Annotated in this window: 18 protein-coding genes and 1 pseudogene; 10 read left to right on the forward strand and 9 right to left on the reverse strand. The window is 38.9% G+C overall.

What is annotated here, in order from left to right:
- Nucleotides 1-52: 52 nt before the first annotated feature.
- Both NRL14_RS08625 and NRL14_RS08630 read right to left on the reverse strand, forming a co-directional pair.
- A complete protein-coding gene (locus tag NRL14_RS08625) occupies nt 53-2,605 on the reverse strand; it encodes an exo 1,3/1,4-beta-D-glucan glucohydrolase (protein WP_306724454.1) in 2,553 nt (850 codons plus the stop codon).
- Complete coding sequence (locus NRL14_RS08630) at nt 2,605-3,879, reverse strand: sugar MFS transporter (RefSeq protein WP_306724455.1); 1,275 nt, start codon at nt 3,877-3,879, stop codon at nt 2,605-2,607. Before NRL14_RS08630 ends, NRL14_RS08625 begins: the two co-directional genes overlap by 1 nt.
- Nucleotides 3,880-4,146: 267 nt before the next feature.
- On the opposite strand from NRL14_RS08630, the gene NRL14_RS08635 reads away from it, so the two are divergent.
- The 3 genes from NRL14_RS08635 (at nt 4,147) to NRL14_RS08645 (ending at nt 8,138) form a co-directional block, all read left to right on the forward strand.
- Nucleotides 4,147-5,475, forward strand: a complete 1,329-nt coding sequence (locus tag NRL14_RS08635) for a GH1 family beta-glucosidase (protein ID WP_306724456.1) — start codon at nt 4,147-4,149, stop codon at nt 5,473-5,475.
- 46 nt (nt 5,476-5,521) lie between these two features.
- Nucleotides 5,522-6,850, forward strand: a complete 1,329-nt coding sequence (locus tag NRL14_RS08640; RefSeq protein WP_306724457.1) for a glycoside-pentoside-hexuronide (GPH):cation symporter — start codon at nt 5,522-5,524, stop codon at nt 6,848-6,850.
- 283 nt (nt 6,851-7,133) lie between these two features.
- Nucleotides 7,134-8,138: a LacI family DNA-binding transcriptional regulator gene (locus NRL14_RS08645; RefSeq protein ID WP_306724458.1), complete on the forward strand. Its 1,005-nt coding sequence runs from the start codon at nt 7,134-7,136 to the stop codon at nt 8,136-8,138.
- 64 nt (nt 8,139-8,202) lie between these two features.
- On the opposite strand, the gene NRL14_RS08650 is transcribed toward NRL14_RS08645, so the two are convergent.
- Nucleotides 8,203-8,871: a DUF2987 domain-containing protein gene (locus NRL14_RS08650; protein ID WP_188085285.1), complete on the reverse strand. Its 669-nt coding sequence runs from the start codon at nt 8,869-8,871 to the stop codon at nt 8,203-8,205.
- On the reverse strand, nt 8,864-9,670 hold the full coding sequence (locus NRL14_RS08655) for a glucosaminidase domain-containing protein (protein WP_306724459.1): 807 nt from the start codon (nt 9,668-9,670) through the stop codon (nt 8,864-8,866). The genes NRL14_RS08650 and NRL14_RS08655 overlap by 8 nt, the downstream gene beginning before the upstream one ends.
- A gap of 249 nt (nt 9,671-9,919) precedes the next feature.
- Here NRL14_RS08655 and NRL14_RS08660 point away from each other — a divergent pair, with 249 nt between their 5' ends.
- Nucleotides 9,920-11,212, forward strand: coding sequence for an anti-phage deoxyguanosine triphosphatase (locus NRL14_RS08660; RefSeq protein ID WP_306724460.1), 1,293 nt, complete (start codon nt 9,920-9,922; stop codon nt 11,210-11,212).
- Nucleotides 11,213-11,369: 157 nt separating this feature from the next.
- Entirely contained in the window at nt 11,370-12,233 is an 864-nt protein-coding gene (locus NRL14_RS08665) for a hypothetical protein (protein ID WP_096792916.1), read from the forward strand.
- Between the two features lie 613 nt (nt 12,234-12,846).
- Here the strand turns inward: NRL14_RS08665 and NRL14_RS08670 are convergent.
- Nucleotides 12,847-15,003: a prolyl oligopeptidase family protein gene (locus tag NRL14_RS08670; protein ID WP_306724461.1), complete on the reverse strand. Its 2,157-nt coding sequence runs from the start codon at nt 15,001-15,003 to the stop codon at nt 12,847-12,849.
- A gap of 165 nt (nt 15,004-15,168) precedes the next feature.
- Here NRL14_RS08670 and NRL14_RS08675 point away from each other — a divergent pair, with 165 nt between their 5' ends.
- Nucleotides 15,169-15,483 (forward strand): DUF962 domain-containing protein, encoded by a 315-nt coding sequence (locus NRL14_RS08675; protein ID WP_149606031.1) that lies wholly within the window; start codon nt 15,169-15,171, stop codon nt 15,481-15,483.
- 509 nt (nt 15,484-15,992) lie between these two features.
- Nucleotides 15,993-18,563 (forward strand): TonB-dependent siderophore receptor, encoded by a 2,571-nt coding sequence (locus NRL14_RS08680; protein ID WP_149614764.1) that lies wholly within the window; start codon nt 15,993-15,995, stop codon nt 18,561-18,563.
- A gap of 79 nt (nt 18,564-18,642) precedes the next feature.
- On the opposite strand, the gene NRL14_RS08685 is transcribed toward NRL14_RS08680, so the two are convergent.
- The 3 genes from NRL14_RS08685 to NRL14_RS08695 form a co-directional block, all read right to left on the reverse strand.
- Nucleotides 18,643-19,644, reverse strand: coding sequence for a branched-chain amino acid aminotransferase (locus tag NRL14_RS08685; RefSeq protein ID WP_262501086.1), 1,002 nt, complete (start codon nt 19,642-19,644; stop codon nt 18,643-18,645).
- A 191-nt stretch (nt 19,645-19,835) separates the two neighbouring features.
- Nucleotides 19,836-20,888: an acyl-CoA desaturase gene (locus tag NRL14_RS08690; protein ID WP_024595642.1), complete on the reverse strand. Its 1,053-nt coding sequence runs from the start codon at nt 20,886-20,888 to the stop codon at nt 19,836-19,838.
- Complete coding sequence (locus NRL14_RS08695; RefSeq protein WP_149614763.1) at nt 20,885-21,928, reverse strand: flavin reductase family protein; 1,044 nt, start codon at nt 21,926-21,928, stop codon at nt 20,885-20,887. The genes NRL14_RS08690 and NRL14_RS08695 overlap by 4 nt, the downstream gene beginning before the upstream one ends.
- Nucleotides 21,929-22,194: 266 nt before the next feature.
- Here NRL14_RS08695 and NRL14_RS08700 point away from each other — a divergent pair, with 266 nt between their 5' ends.
- The 3 genes from NRL14_RS08700 (at nt 22,195) to NRL14_RS08710 (ending at nt 25,657) form a co-directional block, all read left to right on the forward strand.
- Nucleotides 22,195-23,370 carry a PQQ-dependent sugar dehydrogenase gene (locus tag NRL14_RS08700; protein ID WP_149614762.1) on the forward strand — a complete coding sequence of 392 codons (1,176 nt, stop codon included), beginning with the start codon at nt 22,195-22,197 and terminating at the stop codon, nt 23,368-23,370.
- Nucleotides 23,371-23,523: 153 nt separating this feature from the next.
- Nucleotides 23,524-23,703 (forward strand): DUF6435 family protein, encoded by a 180-nt coding sequence (locus NRL14_RS08705; protein WP_149614761.1) that lies wholly within the window; start codon nt 23,524-23,526, stop codon nt 23,701-23,703.
- A gap of 613 nt (nt 23,704-24,316) precedes the next feature.
- The gene (locus tag NRL14_RS08710; RefSeq protein WP_306724462.1) at nt 24,317-25,657 is read left to right on the forward strand and encodes a DUF4062 domain-containing protein; all 1,341 of its coding nucleotides are present in this window, start codon (nt 24,317-24,319) and stop codon (nt 25,655-25,657) included.
- Nucleotides 25,658-25,696: 39 nt separating this feature from the next.
- On the opposite strand, the pseudogene NRL14_RS08715 reads toward NRL14_RS08710, so the two are convergent.
- A pseudogene (locus NRL14_RS08715) lies at nt 25,697-25,831 on the reverse strand (IS110 family transposase); the annotation flags it as partial.

Below are 25,831 nucleotides of genomic sequence, written 5' to 3' on the forward strand. Positions count from 1 at the left end.
AAAAAGCCCTTCATTTGAAGGGCTTTGGTAAACACACAATAGAGTTAATAAACTACTTACAAGAGAGCGTAGCCTCGCCTGCCATATTTGGCAAAAACTGAATATTAGCTACAGAAATTGATGTTTTACCATTACTGCGTAAGCTAAATGGGCTTGTTAGGTTTGCAAAGTTAACACCCTTATCAGCAAAACAACCTAAATCGATTGATACTGACTGCCATTTATTTTCAATAGCTTTGTCCACTACGTTTGCTAAATCAATGCTTGCACCACATTCACCTGAGCAAGTCATAGCAAGTGCTACATCGCTCGTTAGTACTTCGTTTAATTTAATATCAAAGCTAATCACACTGTTTGCTTCAACGTAGGCAATGGTATCTTCTGCAAAGCTTGTTACTATTTCAGCACTGGCTTTTTCTGCACCACTGAAGTTAAATTGGCGCGCGTCTTCTTGTACTATTTTGTCCTCAGTTCGGTATTTAATTGCACCAAATTCATGGGTACTACTCGATACATCTAAAAGCTCATCGCCCGATTTTAACAATAAGCGCCATGGTGCTACAGGTGCACCAACAAGTATATCCATACTCGTAAGCCCTGAGTTATCAAGTTTAGAGTCTTCATCAAGGTCGTCAGCTAGCACGTTTTTATCGCCATACGTTAAACCAAAACCATAAGGAAGTAATGGTTCGTAATTTTCATCGCCTTTATTAACCGCAGTTTGTACCGCCGATTTAGGCCAAGAAAACGATAGCTTACCTTTAAAGTTATTTTGGATGGTGCCGTCTGCCGCTTTTAATAAAACATCAGCAATACCTGCACCTTCTGTACCAGGTAACCATGCAGCCACAAACGCATCAGATGCGTTAAGCTCGCTGTTAACCCACATAGGTCGACCTGATATAAACACCGATACAACAGGAATACCTTGCTCTTTTAGCGAGCTTAAAAGTGCTAATGACTTTTTATTTCCGCGCTCAAACTCAAGGTTATCTTTATCGCCGTGCCCTTCTGCGTAAGGTTCTTCACCAAATACAACAATGGCAACATCAGGACGTTGTTCAAACGTACCATCAGCACTTAAAGTAACACTTCCACCTGCTGTAGATATTTGCTCTTCAAGCCCTTTGTAAATTGACGTTGCTCCAGGGAAGTCTGCATTTTTATTATTAGTCCCTTGCCACGTAATACTCCAACCACCCGACTGTTTACCTATATTATCGGCACCATCACCTGCAACAAGCACGCGTTGATTAGCTGCGATAGGTAATAGGTTATTTTTATTTTTAAGTAATACAAGCGATTCGCGCACAGCTTGACGTGCTACTTCGCGATGCGCTTGCGCGCCAATAAGCTCTGTTTTACCCGAGTAAAGACGCTTAGCCGGACTTGGTTTATCAAATAACCCAGCGCGTAACTTAACGCGTAAAATACGTGCAACCGCATCATCAATGCGGCTCATACTTATTTTACCTGCATTTACTTGTGCAATTGTATTTTCATATAGCGGCTTCCACGCGCCTGTTGGCACCATAAAAATATCAAGGCCAGCATTTACCGCTTCTGGGCAGCTTTCGTTAGTACAGCCTTTAATTTGCCCATGGCCGTTCCAATCACCCACTACGAAACCATCAAAACCCATACGTGTTTTTAATACATCTGTAAGTAAGTATTTATTGCCGTGATTTTTAACGCCATTCCAGCTATTAAAAGACGCCATAACAGATTGACTACCCGCCGACAAACCACCTACGTAACCTTGGGCATGAATATCAAATAGCGACTGCTCGCTGTCTATATTATTTCCTTGATCATCCCCATCAACAGTGCCGCCATCGCCAATAAAGTGCTTAACCGTGCTAATAACGCGCTTATCACTTAAAAAGTCGCCATCGGCTTTACCTTGCAATCCATTTACAATCGCTGCTGAGTAATCGTGAACAATTTTTGGATCCTCAGAATAGCCTTCGTACGTTCTGCCCCATCGGTCGTCTCGTACTACTGCTACAGTGGGTGCAAATACCCAATCTATCCCCGTAGCCATTACTTCTGCTGCGGTAATAGACGCTATTTGCTCTATTAAATCTGGGTTATTAGCCGCGCCTAAACCAATATTATGTGGAAAAAGTGTCGCGCCAATTACGTTATTATGACCATGTACTGCATCGGTGCCCCACATAGTTGGAATTTTGCTGCCATCCACTGAGTCATCAATAGATGCTTGATACATTTTTTCTGCAAGTGCAACCCAATCCTTTGGCGTTGCATGCTTATCGCCATTAGGGAAAGCACCACCGCCATTAAGGTAAGAGCCAAAACCATATTTACGCATGTCTTCAACGGTAATATCACGAATTTCTGGTTGAATCATTTGCGCTACTTTTTGCTCAAGCGTCATATTTTCTAAAAACGTGACAATTTGAGCTTCAATAACTGGATCTTTTTTCACTGCAATTGAAAGTTTTGGCCAAATTTTCTCAAGCTTTGATTGCGCTTCAACATTTACTTTTTCAACATTGCTTTCGTTAGTACATCCGCTTAGTGCAGTAACACTTCCTACTAACGTTGCAATTGCTAATGCATTAAGTTTAAAAGTCGTTTTCATTATGATGGCTCCTTCACTAATACTGGTTTGCTGCCTCGTAGGCCGTAAAAAACAATAAATATGTAACATAAAATAGGTAAAACATACGAAAGTTGAACACCCACACTATCAGCAAGCGCACCTTGTAAAAGTGGCACTATTGCACCACCTACAATCGCCAAACACAAAATACCAGAGCCTTGCGCGGTATGCTTACCAAGTCCATTTAACGCTAAACTAAAAATAGTTGGGAACATAATAGAATTGAATAAACCAACCAATAGTATTGACCACATTGCTAATTGACCCGACGTGCTCATGGCAATAATGACTAAAATAATAGCCATGGTTGCGTTAAAGCCAAGTACTTTACCTGCGGGTAGTTTTTGCATTACAGCAGCGCCAATAAAACGCCCAACCATAGCACCACCAAAATAATACGTGATGTAATGAGCTGCAACATACTCTTTTAGCCCTGCTATATTTTCTTGTGCTAAAAAGCTTACTAAAAAGCTACCAATTGCCACTTCGGCGCCTACATACATAAATATACCCACAGCACCTAATACAAGATGGCGATACTGCCAAGCACTGCCTTCAATTGCTTCTGATTTTTCGGCTTCTGCTTTTTGCTCGCTCATAATGTCTGGTAATTTAAGCCAAGCAAAAATACCTGCTAGTAAAATAAGCATCGCAGCTAAAAGGAGGTAAGGAAGTTGAACTGACTCTGCATTTTGAGCCGGTGTTAAAAAGGCATCCGACGCTGAGTCCAGAATTAACAGAGCACCAAATGATGGCGCAACAGTAGTACCTAAGGCATTAAAAGCTTGGGTAAGCGTAAGTCGAGACGACGCTGTTTTTGCTGAACCCAACAAACTTACATAAGGATTTGCAGATACTTGTAATAACGTTATGCCACTGGCAAGTACAAATAAAGCGAATAAAAAGACATGATAACTATGTAAAGACGCTGCTGGGTAAAATAATATACACCCGACTGCCGCAATTAAAAGCCCAACCACGATTCCTTTTTTATAACCAAGCTTTTTAACAATGTGTCCACTTGGAAGTGACATTAAAAAGTAAGCGCCAAAAAAGCAAAACTGCACAAGCATTGCTTGTACATACGTTAGGTTAAATACGGCTTTTAAGTGTGGGATTAAAATATCATTTAAGCAGGTTATAAATCCCCACATAAAAAATAATGTTGTTAAAGAAGTTAATGCAAAACTGTAATTTTTATCCTGATAGTTTTGCGACTGTGTGTGTGTTGTCACTGGTGCTGAACTTGCCATGTGTTCTCCGTATTTTATTATTATAAATCTATTCTTAAGCTGCTCTGTTTTAGTTTTAGCTGTCTTTAAACCATCCAGAAGCATTAAAGAGTTGACCTAAGAATTAATAAACACTAACCTTAAATGTAAGCGCTTTCATATGCAATTAAATACGAACAAGCTGTATATTTCAACACTTTTTATTTTTTGTACCACGCATACAGCATTAATTAAGTAAAAACACAGGGCTGATCTCTCTGTAAATGACCAACAAAAGGTTTGTTATTAATGACAAAATTATCACTACCGCCCCATTCACCGCTTTTATCTAAAAACTTTGTGTACGGTGTGGCCACGGCTTCTTTTCAAATAGAAGGCGGATCACAAGATCGTCTCCCATGTATTTGGGACACTTTTTGCGATACGCCCAATAAAATAGTCGATAGCTCAAACGGTCATACCGCGTGCGATCACTATAACCTTTGGCGTGATGATATAGACCTTATTGAGTCACTTGGCGTAGATGCTTACAGGCTTTCTATTTCATGGCCGCGCGTGATAACTCAAGACGCAAAGTTAAATCCTGTAGGCGTGAAGTTTTATACTGATATTTTAGATGAGCTAAAACGAAAAAATATAAAAGCCTTTGTTACTTTGTACCACTGGGATTTACCGCAACACCTTGAAGATGAAGGCGGCTGGCTCAACAGAAAAACAGCTTACGCATTTGAGCAATACGTAGAACTAATTACTAACGCATTTGGAACACGAGTGTATTCTTACGCTACATTAAACGAACCCTTTTGCAGCGCGTTTTTGGGTTACGAAATTGGTATCCATGCCCCGGGTAAAGTGGGTAAAGAATATGGTCGTAAAGCAGCGCACCATTTATTATTAGCCCACGGACTCGCTATGAGCGTATTAAAGCAAAACTCGCCTAATACTTTAAATGGCATAGTGCTAAACTTTACGCCGTGTTATAGCCTAACTCAAAGTGATGAAGACTTAAAAGCCACTGCATTTGCAGACGACTACCTTAATCAGTGGTATATCAAACCAATAATTGATGCCCAATACCCCGATATAATTAATCAATTACCATTAAACCATCAGCCTGAGATTCTTGAGGGCGATATGGAACTAATTTCTCAATCTATTGATTACTTAGGTATTAACTTTTATACCCGCCAAGTTTATAAAGCGCACCCTACTGACATTTATGAGCCTATTGCACCTACGGGCCCGCTAACTGATATGGGGTGGGAAATTTATCCGCAATCGTTCACTGACTTGCTCGTATCGCTTAATAAAACATACACCTTACCGCCTATTTATATAACCGAAAATGGTGCAGCAATGCCCGATACGTATAATAATGGTGAAGTTAACGACTTAGACCGTTTAAGTTATTATAATACTCATTTAAACGCGGTTCATAATGCAATTGAACAAGGTGTTGTTATACATGGCTACTTTGCTTGGAGCTTAATGGATAACTTTGAATGGGCTGAAGGCTATTTAAAACGTTTTGGTATTGTGTATGTAGATTATAAAACCCAGCAACGCACTATTAAAAACAGTGGCTTAGCTTATAAAGAACTCATCTCTAAAAGATAAGAATATACCCATAACTAAAAACAAGTATAAAGCGGGATAAATAATCATGGTCAGTGTAAAAGAAAAAATAGCGTATGGCTTAGGCGACACCGCCAGTAATATTATTTTTCAAACAGTTATGATGTTTTTAATGCTGTACTACACAGACGTAGTGGGTTTATCACCCGCTGTTGTCGGTACTATGTTTTTAGCAGTACGTATTTTTGATGCCGTAACCGACCCATTAATGGGCAACCTTGCTGACAAAACACATACGCGCTGGGGGCACTTTCGCCCCTACCTACTTTGGCTTTCGCTTCCTTTTGCCATTATTAGTATTTTAGCGTTTACTACGCCTGATTTAGAAGGCACCGATAAAATAATTTACGCCTTTACTACTTACACACTACTTATGGTGGCTTACACCGCTGTCAATATTCCTTATTGTGCACTGGGCGGTGTACTTACAAGCGACGCAAAAGAGCGCGTGACTATTCAGTCTTACCGCTTTGTATTTGGTATGCTAGGCGGCGTAATAGTAGCGGGTTGTACTATGCCAATGGTTGAGTACTTTGGCCAAGGCGATGCAGCTAAGGGCTATCAATACACCATGACTGCAATGAGCATTTTAGGCTTTGTACTATTTTTACTTTGTTTTTTAGGCACAAAAGAGCGTATACAACAGCCAAAAGAGCAAAACATTCCTTTTGCCCAAAGTGTTAAAGCATTAATTAAAAACGATCAATGGCGAACGCTTTGCTTAGCTGCGTTCTTTTTACTTACCGGTCAAGTATTAAGGCTTACGCTTGCTGTTTACTACGTAAAATACTATTTAGGTCGAGACGATTTAATCACCTTATTTATGACATTAGGCGTTGCAGCAAGCATGCTAGGGTGTGCTTTAGCTCAACCGCTTGCAAAGCGCTTTTGTAAAATAAAAGCCTATATAAGCTTACAAGTTATTGCTGCCGCTATTTGTGGTTTTAGCTACTTTATTAGTAAAGATCAATTAGTACTCGCATTTACTGCCTTTATTTTATGGAAATTCTTTTTAGATATGGCAACCCCGTTGTTGTGGGCGAAAATGGCCGACACCATAGATTACGGGCATGAAAAAACAGGTGTACGCATTACGGGTTTAGTTTATTCAGGCGTCATATTTTTTATTAAAATGGGCGTGGCGGTAGGCGGCGCAATTGCAGGCTGGTTGTTATCTTTTTACAGCTATCAGGCCGATGCAGTACAAACACTTGATACTCAACACGGTATTTTACTTTCATTTACTGTCTTACCTGCTTTTGGATCTTTATTTGTTGCCTACATAATGAAAAAATATACACTGACTAATCAGGTTGTTGAAAATATTCAATCTAAACTAACAACTAGGGTCTGTTGATCTTTCAAGGTTAAATTTGCAGCAGTCTGTTTGGTATTTAGGCAAGGCAGAGCCTATGTAGTGTGGTTATTCCCCATAAATGGGCGATAACGTAGCATTAATGCCAAACAGGCGCAGCCCAAAGGGTTCTTTCTAGGGGCTATTTACTCTTTGTTGCTCGGTTTTTACTTAGCCCACTAGGTTACAAACCTCGCGCCGCGATTAAATAGCCCCTAGTTTGAACAAATTTTAATCCGCAAAGATCAACAGACCCTAGTTAAGGATAAGCGAGTGAACAAATAACATGGCAACAATTTATCAAGTCTCAGAGCTTGCGGGCGTATCGTTAGCCACCGTTTCTCGCGTGATGAACAAAAATACCCGTGTAAGCGATAAAACCAAACAAAAAGTGCTTGATGCCATGGAGCAGCTTGGCTACAAGCCTAACTCAATAGCGCAATCTTTAGCCTCTAACTGTACTAACAGTGTCGGTATTTTAGTGTCTGAGTTACATGGTCCTTTCTTTGCCCAAATGATGGCAGGTATTGAGTCGGAGCTTCGTGCTGCGGGTAAACACGTTATTATTACCACCGGGCACAGTGAAGAAGACAAAGAACAAGAAGGCATTGAGTTTTTAATTAGCAGACGCTGCGATGCTATTATTTTGCACGTAGAAGCCGTTTCAGACGACTACCTAATAAAACTAAGTAAAGGCTCTACGCCCGTTTATTTAATGAGCCGTTACGTAGAGCAATTAAAAGATAACTGTATCAGTTTAGATAATCAATTAGGTGGCTACCTAGCCACTAAATCGATATTAAATCAAGGCCATACACAAATAGCGTACATTGCAGGTCCGCAGTTTAAAGCCGATGCTTTTAACCGCTTAGAAGGTCATAAACAAGCACTCACAGAGGCTGGTATTAAATTTGATCCTGCGCTTTATTACATTGGCGATTTTAACGAAACCGGTGGTAGTGAAGGCTTAAAACATTTTATTAATGAAAAGCTCAGCTTTACTGCACTAGTGTGCGCCAATGACGAAATGGCTTCCGGTGCTATGAAATATGCTCGAGAGCACGGTTATAATTTACCAAACGATTTATCGATTGTTGGATTTGATAACGTTATTTTTGCAAACTATCTGTACCCTACACTCACGACCATAGATAATCCGGTAGGGAAAATGGGCGAAATGGCCGCTAAATTAGTGCTTAAAGACGTTTATCAAAATAAAAACCTTGTTATAAATCGCTTTTTTGAACCCACTTTAATGCAGCGCGATTCATCTGCACCACTTATTAAATAAAGACTAAAAGCGAATACTGATTTTGGTACAAAAAAAGCGGCTAAATGCCGCTTTTGTATGTGAGCTACTTAACAATCCAAGGCGTTACTTTAATAACCTGCGATATATCGCCAAGTGCTGCGGTATCATCTTCCCAGCTATCTTTAACTGCAAAGTAACACACTGACTTTTCACACGTTATGCTCTTATCATCAAATTGCATTGGGCTTTTAAATGTAACTGCTACGCCCTTTTGCTCTGGTAATAAAAACCACATTAATTTACTTACAAAAAAGCCCGACAGATCAGTTAACAGCTCATCAAGTTCTTCGTTAATGGTATATAACGACTGCTTTGAAAGCGCTAAACCTTCAAGTTCATTTGCTTCTATTTGTAACTTTAATTGGCAATCATGTTCAGGGTTTTGTGGCTGAACAACAATCACCGCTTTATCGCTATCAAGTTGTTTATCGAACGGTAATAGTAGCTGTGCTTTATCGGTAAAGTTGAGCGGATACTCGTTTTTTTCGGTTAAAATAGTACCGCTTTTTATTGCGCACGCTTCGTTAGTTGCTATATCACTTATATAAAAGTTAACTCGCGCATATTGAAAATCGCCTTTGTTAACTACCTTTAAGCGATCGTAAAAACCGTCGTACGACATTACAAACTCTCTCGCATTGGCGTTAAATACCGTCGTACTAAGCAACAACAACGAGATAACACTCACGCAATTTAGAATACGTTTATTCATCAAAGTAAGCTCTATTTTGGTTGATCATGGTGTTCAATTCTTCAATGTACGCTTCACCACGTTCAGAATATGACATTAAACCCTGCGTTAGTTTTGTCGCCTTGATCTGCTTTTGTTCAAGGCGTAAATTTTCGCGAATCGCGCGTAAATCTTTATAAGCAGGATGCGTGTTGATATTTTTAAAGTAAGAATTTATAGCCGCTCTTACCGACTTAAACGCAGCCACTTCATGCACAGCTCCTGTATTACGGCGTCTTGGCACCATGCCACAACCTTTTGAATAACACCACTGACCAAAAAAGTTAAGGCCAATACGTGCAAAACGCGATGTGCCCCACGCAGATTCATTCGCTGCTTGCATAAGCGCTAATTCTTTAGGAATTATATCAACACGACGTAGTGCTTGTGTAAGTATTAGCGTATCAATCGTGGTTGGTAAGCCGTACGACTTTAAAATTTTAACAATATCTTTGCTTTGCTTTTTTTCTAAAGGTAATTCGTTTTGTAGCATCATGCGTGCTATTTCAAGCTTAGCGCGTTGCTGTAATATTTTTTTGTTTTCGGCTTCAACGTGCGGACGAATAAAGCTAAAAAATGCATGTTTTTTTTCTTTAACATCACTAAATTCTGAAAACTTTGGCAGTTTTACATTATGTAATGGTTTTTCTTTTTTCTTCACTTTTTTTGGTTGTTCTGACGTTTGTTCTTCCGATTCAACATCGTCACTTTGTATAAACGGATATGCAAGCGCCCATACAAAAAATACGGTTAACAAAAACTGAAAAATAATTCTTAGCATGTATTCTCTCTTTCAAACAACTAATTATGCATGGTTAATACACAAGCATACGAAGGCGCATTATACCTAAGCCACTTTATAAACGCGAATAACTGGGGTTTGATGACCTTTTACGGTTGAATTTTCAGCAGTGTATTTGGGTTTTAGATAAAACAGAGCCTATGTAGTGCATTTGTTCATTCGCAATTTATAAGTGCATGGGTATACTGAGCAAAGTTTAATAATATTAACTATGTGTGAGTAAGCAGTATGGATAAACAATGGCAAAGCCGAATAATAGAGCAATATAAACATCGCCCTAACGATAACCGCTCGCCGTGGCAGGTCGACCGTTCGCGTATTATTCATGCAGCTGCATTTAGGCGTTTGCAAGCTAAAACCCAAATTATGGGCATTGGCCTAAACGACTTTTACCGCACTCGTCTTACCCACTCTTTAGAAGTATCGCAAATTGGTACCGGCATATTGCGCCATTTAAAAGCGCAGCATAGCGACTTTACGCACTTTCCATCAACTGGACTGCTAGAAACACTGTGCTTGGCGCACGATATTGGCCACCCGCCTTTTGGCCATGGTGGTGAAATAGCGCTAAATTACATGATGCGCGATCATGGTGGTTTTGAAGGTAACGCACAAACACTGCGCATAGTTGCAAAACTTGAGCCTTACAGTAATGGCCACGGTATGAACCTAACTCGTCGTACTTTATTAGGATTTATAAAATACCCCGCGTTTATTAATACGCTTTGGCATACCATTCCCGATGCAACAACAGGCCGTGCATTTATTAAAGCGGATGATTGGCGACCTGCCAAAGGGTTATACAACGACGATGCAGCCATATTCAATTGGATAGTAGAACCACTGAGTCAAAACGATAAAACATTGTTAGGTAACCATGCCGCTATTGATAAGTACCGCGCTAAAACAATGTATAAATCGCTCGATAGCGCCATAATGGAACATGCCGACGATATAGCATATGCGGTACACGACTTAGAAGATGCCATTGCAACCCACGTACTCACATTAGACGATTGGCAAACCCATGCTCTGCCCCATTTAAAAGCACTAAACTTTGACTGGCTAAACGACATGCTTGAATCGCTGACCCAGCGCTTGTTTTCAAAAAATGATTATGAGCGAAAAGATGCCATAGGTGAGCTGGTTAATACCTTTATTATTCATATACATTTGGATATTCAAAACGATAACTTTGAATGCCCTATTTTAAAGTACACCGCTAAATTAGATGCCCAATACGACAGCGTATTGCAAATACTGAAGCATTTTGTGTTTCAACGCTTAATACGTGACCCCGAAATGCAGCAAATAGAGTTCAAAGGTCAAAACTTACTAATAGAGTTATTTACCGCGTTTGCTAGTGATCCGCTGCGCTTATTGCCAGAAACAACACAAGCACAATACATAGAAGCGCAAAAACAAAACCAAGGGATGCGTATAATTTGCGATTATTTGAGCGGAATGACCGACGAGTACGCTTATAAAACCTATCAACGATTGTTTTCACCTATGCAATAAAAATGTAATACGAAGTAAAGTTCAACTAATTTTAAACCACTTACCTGTTAAATTAAAAAACAAAGTAAAAAATGAGATACAAGATAAATTAATTATTGAATTTTTGTTAAACAAAAGCTATGGTTCACTGATTAAAATTTATTTATAAGGAAATTCCATGAAAATACTATGCTCAGTTGTTTTACTCTCCGTACTAAGCTTTTCTAATGTGGTCAACGCAAATGACTTAACAAAATACATGAACTCCATAAAACCCAAGGAACCTACAATTTACCCTCTAGACGATAATGGGCATTTGAATATTACCTGTAAGTTTGGTTGTGATATACATAAAGAACTGAAATATCTATTCAGTTTTTATGATACGTTTTTGAGTGAATCACAGGTTTTTAATTTTTTTAGTGATGATCAATTCATTGAAAGCATTACTCTAAAAGATTACTTGGATGAATTTTATTCTGGCGTTACTACATCCTCGACTTTATTAGCGGGTAATAATATAGAAAAAGATAATGCTATTGGGTTATTAGATATGCCTTTAGAATGTAAATACGACCCAGATTATAGCTGTGAGCAATGGGTGAAAAATGATTTTATAAATTACATATCCAGCCAAAAAATAGAACTTACGATAAATCAGCCATTTATCGATGGTAATAATGATGCGAGAAGAATTGCAATTTCCTTAATAACTTCACATCGGGTGGGGAAGCTAGCAACACAGGTTGCAAAAGCGTTAAAAGTTTTTATTAGTGCGAACCTCACTGCTACTGCTACTGCTGTAGCCACAAACGAGGTTTTGACTAGTACTAATTGGTATCAAACTGATTTAAAAGCAGGTGATACGCTAGTCATTAAGGGCGGTAAATTGATTAATATACGCTCAAGCCAATCATCAGGAAGTGGCTCAGAGGGTGGGAGTAACTGGGATGGAGTCGAAACCCTTGAAAGAGGCTTTGTATGTATGAACGTCTGGACTAATTCTGGTGGGGGAGACATAATACAGCAAGTCTGTTATTAATCATATAATCTAAAAATTTCACCCTCCTATTTTGGATGTTATTATGGATATACTTTTTATATTTTTATTACCGCTTATATCACCTTTTATTTGTATTAAAATTTTTGAATTTTCTGGTAAAGAAACATTTGAAAGCTTTATAAATTACTATCTTTTATGGTTGTATTTTTTTGCTTTTGGTTCAATAAGCTCTTACATTATTACCTTAATATATTTAATTTTTAGTATTTTATTGCTAACTATACTTTCATATGAAAATTGTAAGATAAGAGTTATTAATTTAAAAGATTACAAATTATATCTTGGGCTATTTGGTAGCTTATTTTTGATATCAATAATATTTAACTATGATGGATTACAGTGGGTGAGTGCTAGTATGCTGCTATTACAGTGTATGTGTTTTGTGATCGAGCGAATATTAAATTGTAAGAGCTCGTATCATGATAATAAGGAAAGTTAACTTTCATTTTTATAATCTGGTTTTTATTATTAACCCAAATAAAAATACTTAAAAAACAACCTATATCCATTAGCTTACACAAAAAAAAAGAAAAGGCCGAGTAAATTAACTTTACTCGGCTTTTTTTGTTTTGACTATTTTGTTAAAGCGCTTTTATAACGACTCTACGCCCATGTTATATAGCGTAAAACCAAATATATCAGCGTACTGCTCAATTGTTTTACTCGTTGGAGTACCTGCACCATGCCCCGCATTGGTTTCTATGCGAATAAGCGCTGGATTATTACCTGTTTGCTTTGCTTGAAGCTCAGCTGCAAACTTAAACGAATGCGAAGGGACAACACGGTCATCATGATCGCCAGTTGTGATCATAGTGGCTGGATACTCAACACCTGCTTTTACATTATGAAGTGGTGAGTAACCTTTAATGTATTCAAACATTTCTTTGCTTTGCTCACTGGTGCCGTAGTCGTATGCCCAACCAGCGCCCGCAGTAAATGTATGGTAGCGCAGCATATCAAGTACACCTACAGCAGGTAGAGCCACTTGAAATAAGTCTGGGCGCTGCGTCATCACTGCGCCAACTAACAAACCACCGTTAGATCCACCACGAAGTGCTAAGCGTTTTTTAGAGGTGTACTTTTTATCTTTTAAGTACTCAGCTGCGGCAATAAAGTCGTCAAACACATTTTGCTTTTGCAATTTAGTGCCTGCATTATGCCAGTCTTTACCGTACTCACCACCACCGCGAATATTAGCAACGGCGTATACACCACCTTGCTCAAGCCATACTGCATTAACGGGGCTAAAGCTTGGCGTTAAACTAATATTAAAACCACCGTAACCGTATAAAATTGTAGGGTTAGATCCATCAAGCTTAATGCCTGTTTTATAGGTAATTACCATCGGTATTTTAGTACCGTCTTTTGATGTGTAAAACACCTGCTCAGACGTGTAAACATCGCTATTAAAATCAATAGCCGACTTACGATAAACACCCGATTCACCCGTAGCTACATCAAACGTATAAGTAGTACCTGGTGTTTTGTAGTTAGTGAACGAATAATAAAGTGTTGTTTGATCATTTTTACCGCCAAAACCACGTGCAGTACCCACGCCTGGCAATGTAATTTCGCGAATTAGCTCGCCTTTTTTGTTGTACTGTTTTACCTGCGAAATAGCATCAACCATGTAGTTGGCAAAAAAGGTATCGCCGCCTTTTGTAAGGTTTAGTACGTTTTTGGTTTCAGGAATTAAATCAACCCAATTTTCTGGGCTTGGGTTGCTTGCATCAACTGTCACTACTTTTTTGTTTGGTGCATTAAGGTTGGTAACTAAAAACAGCTTACTGCCTTCGTTATCAATCACTGATGTATCTGAATCAGTATTTCCAACAACCGTTACAAACTCACTGTTTTGCTTTATTAAGTCTTTTATAAACAGCTTATTGCCTGAGGTAGACGTACTAGCTGAAATAAGTAAGTAGCGGCCGTCATGAGTTACATCAGCGCCTACATAGCGATGTTTTTGCTCATCAGTTCCACCAAATACAACACTATCAGCAGGTTGATCTGTACCTAGCTTATGGTAATACGCTTTATGCTGATCTGTTTTAGCCGAAAGCTCACTGCCTTTAGGTTTTTCGTAACTTGAATAGTAAAAACCTTCGTTGCCAAGCCACTCTATGCCACTAAATTTAACGTCAACAAGCGCTTCTTCAACTTGTTCTTTAGTATGTGCATCAATCACTATAATTTTACGCCAGTCGCTACCACCTTCAGATATTTGATATGCGAGCAACGAGCCATCTTTCGAAAACGATAAACCCGACATAGACGTCGTACCATCTTCACTAAACTTGTTTGGATCTAAAAATACTTCAACGTTGCCGCCATCTTTACTGCGGTACAAAACATATTGATTTTGCAGACCATCGTTTTTATAAAAATAAGTGTAATCGCCTTCAGTAAAAGGAGGGCCTATTTTTTCGTAGTTCATTAGTTTTTCAAGGCGCTGCTTTAACTTATCGCGATAAGGGATTTGTTCTAAATAAGAAAACGTTAAATTGTTTTGCGTTTTAACCCAATCGGCAGTCTCATCGCTCATATCATCTTCAAGCCAACGATATGGGTCGCTAACCGCTTCTTCAAAGTAGGTATCTACGACATCGCCTTTTTTTGTTTCTGGGTATATAACTGCGTTAACTTGCTTCATAGGTGCTTTTACTTCTTCTTGAGTTACCGTATTAGTTGGCTCTGAACAGCCGCTAAGTGCCATAAGTACAGCACATGTTAAAGTTTGCTTAAACATAGTGAGTTCGGTTCTTATTTATTATTAATAGCATAAGAAGTTATTAACTTTTAATCCTTTTGTCTATTAAGATGCGTTCAATCCCATTTGTCGTTGTAAACAAATGTAAAGGTGCGCTTTAATAGCACAACCCTCATAAAATAAAAAACAATAAAAGAGCACGCAATGCAAAGTACAACCCCCACATTTAAAAGTTTTAAAGCCTTCTACCCTTATTATTTAAAAGAGCACCGCAACGTTACTTGCCGCCGCTTACATTTTATAGGAAGTACACTGGTTCTTGCTGTAAGCGCAATAGCATTAATAAAACAACAATACAGTTTATTATGGCTATTACCTGTTATTGGATATGGGTTTGCGTGGGTCGGGCATTTCTTTTTTGAAAAAAACCGCCCTGCTACTTTTAAACACCCTTTTTACAGTTTGTGGGGAGATTGGGTAATGTTTAAAGACATACTTATTGGAAAAATTAAATTTTAACACTATTTTTAGCACTCTTTTTTATACCAATTACTTATAAAAACAAAATTACTTCATGCTTTAGAGTATAGGTTCTAATAAGTAGTACATAATTTATAAACCACCCATTAAATGTTAATTTAGTTAACATTTAATGGGTGGTTTTGTATTTTACATTTTTTAAAAATATTTATAGCTCAACAGCTGTTTATTGCCAGCCCAATAAAAACGGCTTCCTACTCTCAATTAATTAAACCCACCAACCTCATCTTACCAGTTAACTAAACGTTAAATTTAACTTTTAAATATAATTCACTATTCATCAATTACTTAGCAATCACCTTAGCTATATAACTAAAACAATGGTCATTATAAAAAACAACCAAATGTAATTATAAAAACCCCTAGATTAATTGAATGTTATTCAATTGACTGACTTTGTTAATTAAGTATATGTTCAAAGTAACAAAGAGGTTTACCCACTTTTTGTACAAAAATAAAATAATTCAATGGGTATGGGGAAATACAGCATGAATAGAAAACCGTTATTTAAATTACAGCAATCAGTACCACAAATATTACTCGCAATGAGCGCATCAGCTGCACTACTTGGTTCGCTCTCAGTAAATGCTGCAGAGCAAGACACTAAAGCAGAAGAAAACATCGAACAAATAAGCGTAATTGGCTCTCGCCGATTAGGCCGTACAGTAGAAGACAGTGCAGTACCCATCGATATAATTGGTGCAGATGCACTTAAAAATTCAGGCTTTACTGAAACCAATGCTCTACTTAGCAGTTTATTACCTAGCTTTAACTTTCCGCAAGCATCACTTACTGATGGTAGTGACCATGTACGCCCCGCTCAACTTCGTGGTTTAGCACCTGATCACACTTTAGTGCTTGTTAATGGTAAACGTCGCCATAGCAACGCATTACTTAACTTAAATGGCTCAACGGGTCGTGGTTCATCATCGGTTGATTTAAATGCAATTCCAGCAAATGCTATCGACCGCATTGAAGTATTACGTGATGGTGCAGCAGCACAATATGGCTCTGATGCTATAGCCGGTGTTATTAATATTGTGCTTAAAAGTGCTAGCAGCGGTGGCTCAGTGGCAGCTATATATGGCGCTAACGTAACCGAAATGGACGGTGTACCACAGCTAAAATCAGTTTCTGAAGGCAGTGATGGTAATTTAGCCTTTACCGAGGGGGGCGAGCGCTCTTTAACCGATGGTCAAACATTAACGCTGCAAGGTAATATGGGTTTTGAACTTGGCGATAATGGCTTTTTAAACATCTCAACAGAATACCGCGACCGCCATTCAACTAACCGCTCTGATTACGACCAACGCGAAAACTACGCACGATTAGATGATGGCTCCCTCGACCCACGTGAACTTACCGTAAATCGATATAACCATAACTTTGGTAATGGCGATGTAGAAGACTTTTCAGTGTTTTATAACGCGGGGTATCAATTAACAAACGAAGTAGATTTATATTCGTTTGGCTCTTACAGCAAACGCGAAGGCGAAGGCGGCGGTTTTTATCGTCGTGCAAGCGATAGCCGTAATATAGAAGAAGTTTATCCTGATGGCTTTTTACCTGTTATTACCTCAGATATAGATGATTTTTCACTGGCACTTGGCGCTAAAGGTTTTGTAAGTGAATGGAATTACGATGTGTCGGCCGTATATGGTCAAGATGCATTCGAGTTTGGTGTTATAAATAGCTTAAATACCTCTTATGGCCCTACTAGCCAAACAAGCTTTGATGCCGGCACCCTTACTTACGATCAACTTACCTTAAACGTTGATTTTAGCCGCGAAGTAGACGTCAGTTTTTTAGAAAGTTCAGTAAGTGTCGCTGTAGGCGCTGAATATCGCCGCGAAGGATACCAAATAGATGCAGGCGAAGAAGCATCATATGCACAAGGGTCATTTGGCCCAGGCGGCGCAGTAACCGACCCTGTTGATGGCCCATTTGGCGCAGCGGGCGCACAAGTATTTCCGGGATTTACACCCGAATCAGAGGGCGACAATAGCCGCCACAACGTGAGCTTGTATATAGACCTTGAAACCTACCTAACCGACGATTGGAATTTAGCGGTTGCCGCCCGTTATGAAGATTACTCAGACTTTGGCGATACACTTAACGGTAAAGTTGCGACTCGTTATTCATTAACTGAAGACCTAGCGCTACGCGCTTCTGTATCTACTGGTTTTAGAGCCCCTTCTTTGCAGCAACAATACTTTACCTCAGTGGCCACTGTATTTGTTGATGGCGAACCAACCGAAACAGGTACGTTTGCACCAAGCAGCGATGTAGCGAAAGCACTGGGCTCACCTGGTCTTGATGCTGAAGAAGCAACAAACTACGGTGTTGGTTTTACATGGTCTACCGACTTTAATTTCAGCTTATCGGTTGATTACTACCAAATATTAATTGATGACCGCATTGTGCTATCAAACAACTTATCGGGCGCTGCTATTGAGCAGCTTCTTGAAGGTACAGGCGCTAACCAAGGTCGTTTCTTCTTAAACGCAATTGACAGTAAAACGCGCGGTGTTGATGTTGTAGCTTCTTATAATGTAGCAACCGATGGTTACGGCGATGTTGCCTTTAACTTAGGTTATAACTACGGTAAAAATGAAGTTACCGATATAATTGACCCACCAGCAGAGCTACAAGGTGCAGGGTTTGATCAAGACAACTTATTCTCTGGGAACGAACTACGTCGTTTTGAAGTAAGTACACCGCGTAATAAATACAATTTAAGTGCAACATGGACTAACGATGATATTCGTACCACGCTTAGAACAACACGTTACGGAGAAACTCAAGACCCTTCAGATAATCCAGAACGTAACGAAGTGTTAAAGCCTAAATGGATAACCGACTTAGATGTTGCCTATTCGCTTACTAGCAACGTATCGCTGAGCGTAGGTGCTAATAACATTTTTGATGTTTACCCAGACGCAACCCGTGAAAATGTTGACGATTTAACAACCTTCTCGCGTTTATTTGCTTACTCTAGCTTCTCAGCGTATGGATTTAACGGACGCTACGTGTACGGCAAAATAGAAATGAAGTTTTAATAAGCACAGCTTAAAGTAACCAAACAAAAAAGCCACCGATTAGGTGGCTTTTTAATGCGAATTGCTGCTAAATCTATAATTAGATTTTAGTTAACCAACCGTGCTTGTCTTCACTTTTACCCCATTGAATATCGTTCAATGCTTGGCGAAGGCGCGCAGTCGTTGGGCCTGGCTCACCAGTACCTACTTTATATTCTTTATCATTATGAATAAACGTACCTACCGCAGTAAGTACCGCAGCAGTGCCCGAAAGCGCCGCTTCAGTACCTGGTTTTGCTGCACGCTCTAGTAGCTCAGTAACGCTAAAGTTACGCTCGCTTACCGTCATACCTAAGTCTTTGGCTATGGTTAAAATACTATTACGCGTTACACCATGTAAAAACGTGCTATCAAGCGCTTTAGTAATAATTTCGTTGCCATCAATAAGTATAAAGTTAGCAGCACCGGTTTCTTGAACGTCGCCACCTGGGCAAAATAAAATTTGATCTGCTTGATACTTAGTTCGTGCAGCACTAATAGGTGCTAAAGCACTGGCGTAGTTACCACCACTTTTTACCATACCCATATGTGGCGCGCAGCGCATGCCATCTTCTTCAAGCAGTACGCGCAGTGCAGTTGCACCACCCGCAAAGTAATCACCTACTGGCGATAGTAACGTATATAAAAGCGAGCTCATTGATGGCGCTGCCGCTTTACCAATTGCCGCCTCAGTACCAATATGAGTTGGGCGAATATACATAGAGCCCGGTGGTAATGGCGTTTCATCTGCGTATTCACGCATAATATCGATAATCATCGTTTTTAGCATATCGCCATCAAAACTCGGTAAGCTTAATAGCGCTGAGCTTTGTTGCATGCGTGCAATGTTTGCATCCATTCTAAAAAGATAAACAGAACCATCTTCATGGCGAAAGGCCTTTAAGCCTTCAAAACATGTACTTGAATAATGAAGAACGTGCGCACCAGCATGAAGTTCAAGTTTATCGGAAGGGACAATTGAGCTTTCGCTCCATTTATTATCAGAAAAACGAGCTTGAATCATCTGCGGCATAAACACGGTACCAAATGCGGCCATTTTAATCTCTCTTGTGTGGTCTATTTTCCTCCATTGTATGACAATCACACGCTATTTAACCATAGCTAAAGTAAGGCTTTTTTAATTAACTATGAGAAATTTTTGCAAGTGCTGTTTACTAATCAACCGCATTGGGTGCTATAAACAAAAAAATCGGCTAATGCAGTTGCACTAGCCGATTCTTAAAGGTAAATAATTTACTTGAACGAATACCTAATAATACGTTTTAACACGGAGGTATACTGTTTAAAAAAGCTACCTGTATGGTAATCAATACCGTGTTTTTTCAAAACGGCTTGTACTTGAGGCGCTACTTCTTGATAGCGCGAAGACGGCATATCAGGAAATAAGTGATGCTCTATTTGGCAGCTCAAATGCCCCGTTAAAACATGAAACCAATGCGACCCTTTAATATTAGACGAGCCCAGTACTTGGCGATAATACCATTGCCCTTGCGTTTCGTTTACGCAGTCTTCTTGTTTAAATGTTTGCGTTTCTTCAGTAAAGTGACCACAAAATATTATGGTCGACGTCCATAAATTACGGATTAAGTTTGCTACTAAATTACCCGCCAATACCCATAAAAATAATGGCCCTGCAAGTAACGGAAATATCGCATAATCTTTAATTAACTGGCGAGCGCCTTTACTAAAAAAGCGTTGCTTTAATGTAGAGTGTGAAACAAGCCCTTCGCGGTTTTCTTTCTTTTTACCAATAAAAACACGCTCTGCAGCTAGCTCGTGATACGACACGCCCCACTGAAATAACACACTTAAATTAATATACGTAAAAAACTGCCATACATTTTTAAAGCGCCATTTAAAATCATCGCTTAAACGCAACAAGCCATAACCAAAGTCTCTGTCTTTACCAATAATATTAGTATATGTATGGTGTTCAAAGTTATGAACGCGGTGCCAACTTTGCCCGTCGCACGCTATGTCCCATTCATAATGCTGTGAGTTAAGTTGCTTGTCGTTCATCCAATCGTATTGACCATGCATTACATTGTGGCCAATTTCCATATTGTCTAAAATTTTAGCAAGCGCTAATAGCAACACACCTGCAACCCACAATAATGGTTGAATAAAACCAAGCATTAGCAAAATTCGCCCGCTCCATTCACACACTCGCTGTTTGCGCACAACAGAGCGAATATAGTCGGCATCTTGTTGGCCAACTTTGCCAAGGGTATCCATTTTAATGGCATCTAGCTCGCTTGCGAGCATGTCATAGTTAATGTTTTTCATAATTGTAACTCCAAATCACTAACAGGTTGGCTTACGCAAAGTTGGATTAATTGCTCGCCGTTATCACTCAATTCACCTGTTTTTAAATTACGTACCACGCCTGACTTTTTAATACATTGGCATTGATGGCAAATACCAATACCGCAACCGCGTTTAACGGGTAGCTTTTTTTCTTCAAACTGAGTCAGTAAAACATCGTTGCCCGACACAACATGGGCACTGGCGTTAATTTTTACATTAAATTGGCTGTCGTCGTTTAAGCTAGGCAACGCTAAACCAAAGGCTTCTTGGTAGTAATTTAGCTTATGCGTTTTAGCGAAATCGCTCACCGTTTGCATAAATGCTGCAGGACCACAGCAGTAAATGTCTGGGTTTTCCCACGGCTTAATATTGCTGGTTATATCGCTTGATTGCTCACGCGTTAATAATAAAAACGAAAAATGCTCAAACTGCGCTGCCAACTCACTTAGCTCATCAACACATTGATGCTCAGTGGCTTTTGCGTAATACACCAACGAGACTTTTTGCGTTGTTTGGCTTAAGTAATCATCAAGCATAGCTAGCATAGGTGTTATACCCGAGCCGCCTGCAATAAAAGTGGCTGGCGTATGTGTGTTTTTAAATACAAAATCGCCGCTTGGCGCAGAAATATTGCACCACAACCCCGCTTTTAATGCACTGCTTAGTAAGCCAGTAAAGCGCCCTTGCGCATTTGTTTTGATTAGTAAGCGCACCAAACCTGTATTTTTAAATTGCTGAGCGCTTGAGGCCACGGTAAAAACGCGTGTTAATAATCGCCCATTAATTTCAACCGTTAAACTTATATGCTGCCCTGACGTATGCGCCTGCCATTGTTTGCTTGGCTTAAGTTGCACACTTAAAAAACCGCCACCAAGTACAGTTGTACTAACTACTTGCGCTCTAAACTGCCCTGCACGCCACGCAGGTTTAAACACCTGCATTACGGGCTCTATGTAGCCTGCAAAACTTTGATGGTGTAAAAACCATTTTGAAAATTGGTTTAATACTTGAGTCATCATGGTTAAATCTCTATCAAATCTTAATTATTTTGAACTTACACGTGTACGCCCAAACTTCAGCGCACAAGTGTACGCTCAAATTTTAAGTTTTCAACCCCAATAGAGTAATTATTCAATTTTTATTAGCGCAATTTGCTTAAACAATTTCCTGTGAAGAGGTAATTTTAAAATATGTAAGTGTGCATTTTTCATTCAACTCAACGCTTAACAAATTTATTTATGCCATGTTAAGGTTATGTAAGATTGGATTAATTTTGGAAGCCATAATGATAAATTTAATGTCACATAACACACTCCCTAAACTAATAAGTACAGGCTTAGCCGTTGCTATATTTGCTATTAACGCACCCGTGCATGCAAAAAGCGATTACGTAAAAAACTATAAACAGCTCGATACTTTAGCGCTTAGCGTTAACGCAATAACAGCGGCAGAAGGTGTGGTTATACCTTGGGCTATTGAGCCTCTAGCTAATGGTGACTTGTTAATATCTGAGCGCAGTGGAACGTTATTTTTATTACCTAAAAATACCACTAAATTAACTAAAGTCTCTGGGCTGCCCAACATTGACGCTAATGGCCAAGGTGGATTACTTGATTTATCACTACACACCGATAGTAAGCAAAACCAATGGCTATACTTTAGTTACTCAAGTAGTGAGGGCAAAGGAAGCGGAAGTAACACCGCCTTAATGCGCGCCAAGCTAAATAGCGATCATACGCAGTTGTCTGATCAGCAATTGCTATACAAAGGCGAGCATAATAGTACCAAAGGCCAGCACTACGGCAGCCGTATTGTATTTGATGATGAAGGTTATGTTTATTTTTCAATTGGCGATCGCGGCTCGCGCGACATAAACCCACAAGATCTCACGCGGGACGGCGGTAAAATTTATCGCTTACACGATGATGGCCGTATCCCAAGCGACAATCCGTTTGTTAAACAAAAAGATACAAAACATGCGGCATGGTCTTATGGGCACCGTAATCCACAAGGCATGTGGTTTGATAATCAAAATAATATTTTATGGTCTCACGAACACGGGCCACGCGGCGGCGATGAACTTAATATAATAAAAAAAGGCGCTAACTACGGATGGCCTTTGGTAAGTTATGGCGTTAACTACAGCGGTACCAAGTTTACCGACCTTAAAGAAAAAGACGGCATGCAATCGCCCGCATTACACTGGACACCTTCTATTGCCCCCTCCGATATGTTGTATGTAACGAGTGATAAATACCCAAAGCTTAAAGGTAAACTATTACTAGCATCAATGAAATTTGCATTCATTAGCGCACTAGAGCTCTCAAAAGGTAAGGTTGTTAAGCAATATAAAATACTCGATGGAATTGGCAGAGTACGCAGCTTAGCCCAAGGCAGTGATGGTTTTATTTATTTAGGTATTGATGGCCAAGGTATTAAACGCCTGGAGCCAGAAACGTAAGCACTAAAACTAGCACACAGTACGTTAATAATTACACCCTGTTTACTTTGCGCTTTTAAAGCGAAAAGTAAACATTTTCACCAAACAAAGAACTATTAAGCCCATTAATGCGTACACTAACTACATATAATTTAATAAATTAAGAGAATACTAATGTTTTCATTTTTAAAGCCTGATCCCGTAAAAAAACTGCGTAAAGAATACGACGTAAAGCTAGAGCAAGGCATGCAGGCACAAAGAAAAGGCGACATTAAAAGCTTCGCTATGTTAAGTGCAGAAGCCGAAAAAATCTGGAGTGAAATAGAAACTCTAGAGACTAAAAAAGCCAAATAATACCAATCGTGTTAAGTTATTAGACATTTATAGCGACGGATAAATAGAGTGATAACAAGGCATAAATTTCGACATATAGTTGTTCTACATGAGAAATTTATAACGCCGTTAACGCTTTATTTAGCACGCTAGAAAGGCTAAATATTTAAGTCGATTGGTATAAACATCGCGTCTGCCCTGTTTTAAAAGTAGGAAGACGCATTTAGTAAATAATTCATGACCTCGTTTTACTGCTTCCACCATCCGTAAACCATCTTCTATAATATGCTTACACAAACAAGTGTACTTAAAGCGGTTACTTACATTATCGCTGACTTTTTTTAGTGAATATTAAATGATTTAAAATCGGGTTTGGTTTTCATCTTAAATATTTAATTGCTGCATATACGTACCCCGCTGGCGTTTTTCCTCCTAAGTCAAAAAATGAGGACGTTTTCCTCTTTTCTGCATATTATTAAAAGAACAGCCCGACTTAAAGTTTAATACTCGCAATGTGTTACAGGATTTGTTATTAATATTAAAAATAATTAAGAGGACATACTTTGCTCATAAAAAGAGGAAAGTGTCCTCGATAAAGCTGTGATAGCGCCATGATCAATCTCAAGGAAGTATTGTGAATTCAACAAAATATCAAGTCTTCATTAGTTCAACATATTCAGACCTAAAAGAAGAACGAGAAAGCATTATTAAAGCCATCCTTGAGATGTACCATATTCCAATTGGAATGGAAATGTTCAGTGCTGAAGACGAGGACCAATGGGAAATCATAAGAAGAACTATTGAGGTTAGTGATTATTATATTCTTGTTTTGGGTTTACGATACGGATCCAAAACCTCTGACGATATTAGCTTTACACAAAAAGAATATGAATATGCTTTGGAAAAGAAAATTCCAGTACTTGCTTTTGTCATGGATGAAATGGTTTCTTTGTCCAAAGATAAAAGAGATGATGATCTTACTGAAATGAATAACTTTCGAGATCTCGTTTTAAAAAACTCAAAAATGGCGCAATTCTGGAAATCAAAAGAAGAGTTAATAAAAAATGTTTCTATATCATTAATGAAACAAATAATGCAAAAACCTGCTGTAGGTTGGATTAGAGGCGACAAACTGGGTTCTGAAGAGGCACTTACTAAAGAGCTAACCTCTCTTAGTAAAGAGAATCGACAGCTAAGAGAGAAGATTTCTGACTTAGAATCAAGAGTTTCACCAAAAATACCCATGATTGAATTAGCCATAGACGCGCCTAAAATTGATGAAAAGTTTAATGAGTTTGAAAGATTATTAGTACCTAATAAGATTGATATAAACCAGATAGAAGAGCATTTGCGAGAGTTTGTATCAAGCGATGACATTGAAAAATATAACAACGAATTTCCAACTCAATTGGAGATTGAGCATTATAACTCTGAACAAGAGAAAAAACACAAGCTAGATAATTATTCAATCCCTCTTCTAATTAATGTTAGCAATACAGGTTCCACAAAAGCCAATAATTTGTTTATAGATATTACTTTTCCCGAGGGAATTTTAGTTTATAGCAAAGGTAAGGAGTTTAGTGAACCAAAAAATCCTTTACCGTTCAACCCTATTAAAAGAGCACAATCTAAATACCAAGAAAAACAAGAAGAAGCTCTGAAAAAATTGAATCCACTTTCCTCATTCTATGATGTGTTAGGGATGAATGATAGAACGCTATCCGCTGTGAATATGGTATCGCACCACCAAAGACTTATGGATAATATTCGCCCAATAAATGAGAATTGGTGGACAAAGTTGGATGGTAATAAACTGACTATAAAATTAAATAATTTGCTTCATACAAGGCAAAGAACATTTGATGACGAATATATGATCGTTCCTCTGGCATCGGGATGTCATCAAATTGAAGTACAAACTATTTGTGAAGAATATGAGGGAATCAATATTCAAACAATTGAAATAGCAGTGTAAAGGCGCTATAACAACACGCCCTGAGGTGGACAGCAAGCGCTAAAACTCACTTTCCACCGCAAATTTTAACAGCGGTGAACCCTTACTTTTCAATGCGGTTAAGTAAGTTGATTCATCGTAGGGCGTATGTGTTTTCCAGCACCTAAATAGAATTCGTATCCACTTAAATGCCAA

This window comes from Pseudoalteromonas sp. 20-92, from assembly GCF_030847595.1.
Taxonomy (GTDB): domain Bacteria; phylum Pseudomonadota; class Gammaproteobacteria; order Enterobacterales; family Alteromonadaceae; genus Pseudoalteromonas; species Pseudoalteromonas fuliginea.

Bases quoted from the DNA above. Each gene is read 5' to 3' on its own strand.
- NRL14_RS08665 (WP_096792916.1), top strand. From the start codon at position 11,370: ATGAAAATACTATGCTCAGTTGTTTTACTCTCCGTACTAAGCTTTTCT.
- NRL14_RS08700 (WP_149614762.1), top strand. From the start codon at position 22,195: ATGATAAATTTAATGTCACATAACACACTCCCTAAACTAATAAGTACA.
- NRL14_RS08625 (WP_306724454.1), bottom strand. From the start codon at position 2,605: ATGAAAACGACTTTTAAACTTAATGCATTAGCAATTGCAACGTTAGTA.
- NRL14_RS08695 (WP_149614763.1), bottom strand. From the start codon at position 21,928: ATGATGACTCAAGTATTAAACCAATTTTCAAAATGGTTTTTACACCAT.
- NRL14_RS08645 (WP_306724458.1), top strand. From the start codon at position 7,134: ATGGCAACAATTTATCAAGTCTCAGAGCTTGCGGGCGTATCGTTAGCC.
- NRL14_RS08690 (WP_024595642.1), bottom strand. From the start codon at position 20,888: ATGAAAAACATTAACTATGACATGCTCGCAAGCGAGCTAGATGCCATT.
- NRL14_RS08640 (WP_306724457.1), top strand. From the start codon at position 5,522: ATGGTCAGTGTAAAAGAAAAAATAGCGTATGGCTTAGGCGACACCGCC.
- NRL14_RS08630 (WP_306724455.1), bottom strand. From the start codon at position 3,879: ATGGCAAGTTCAGCACCAGTGACAACACACACACAGTCGCAAAACTAT.
- NRL14_RS08705 (WP_149614761.1), top strand. From the start codon at position 23,524: ATGTTTTCATTTTTAAAGCCTGATCCCGTAAAAAAACTGCGTAAAGAA.
- NRL14_RS08675 (WP_149606031.1), top strand. From the start codon at position 15,169: ATGCAAAGTACAACCCCCACATTTAAAAGTTTTAAAGCCTTCTACCCT.
- NRL14_RS08650 (WP_188085285.1), bottom strand. From the start codon at position 8,871: ATGAATAAACGTATTCTAAATTGCGTGAGTGTTATCTCGTTGTTGTTG.
- NRL14_RS08655 (WP_306724459.1), bottom strand. From the start codon at position 9,670: ATGCTAAGAATTATTTTTCAGTTTTTGTTAACCGTATTTTTTGTATGG.
- NRL14_RS08670 (WP_306724461.1), bottom strand. From the start codon at position 15,003: ATGTTTAAGCAAACTTTAACATGTGCTGTACTTATGGCACTTAGCGGC.
- NRL14_RS08680 (WP_149614764.1), top strand. From the start codon at position 15,993: ATGAATAGAAAACCGTTATTTAAATTACAGCAATCAGTACCACAAATA.
- NRL14_RS08660 (WP_306724460.1), top strand. From the start codon at position 9,920: ATGGATAAACAATGGCAAAGCCGAATAATAGAGCAATATAAACATCGC.
- NRL14_RS08635 (WP_306724456.1), top strand. From the start codon at position 4,147: ATGACAAAATTATCACTACCGCCCCATTCACCGCTTTTATCTAAAAAC.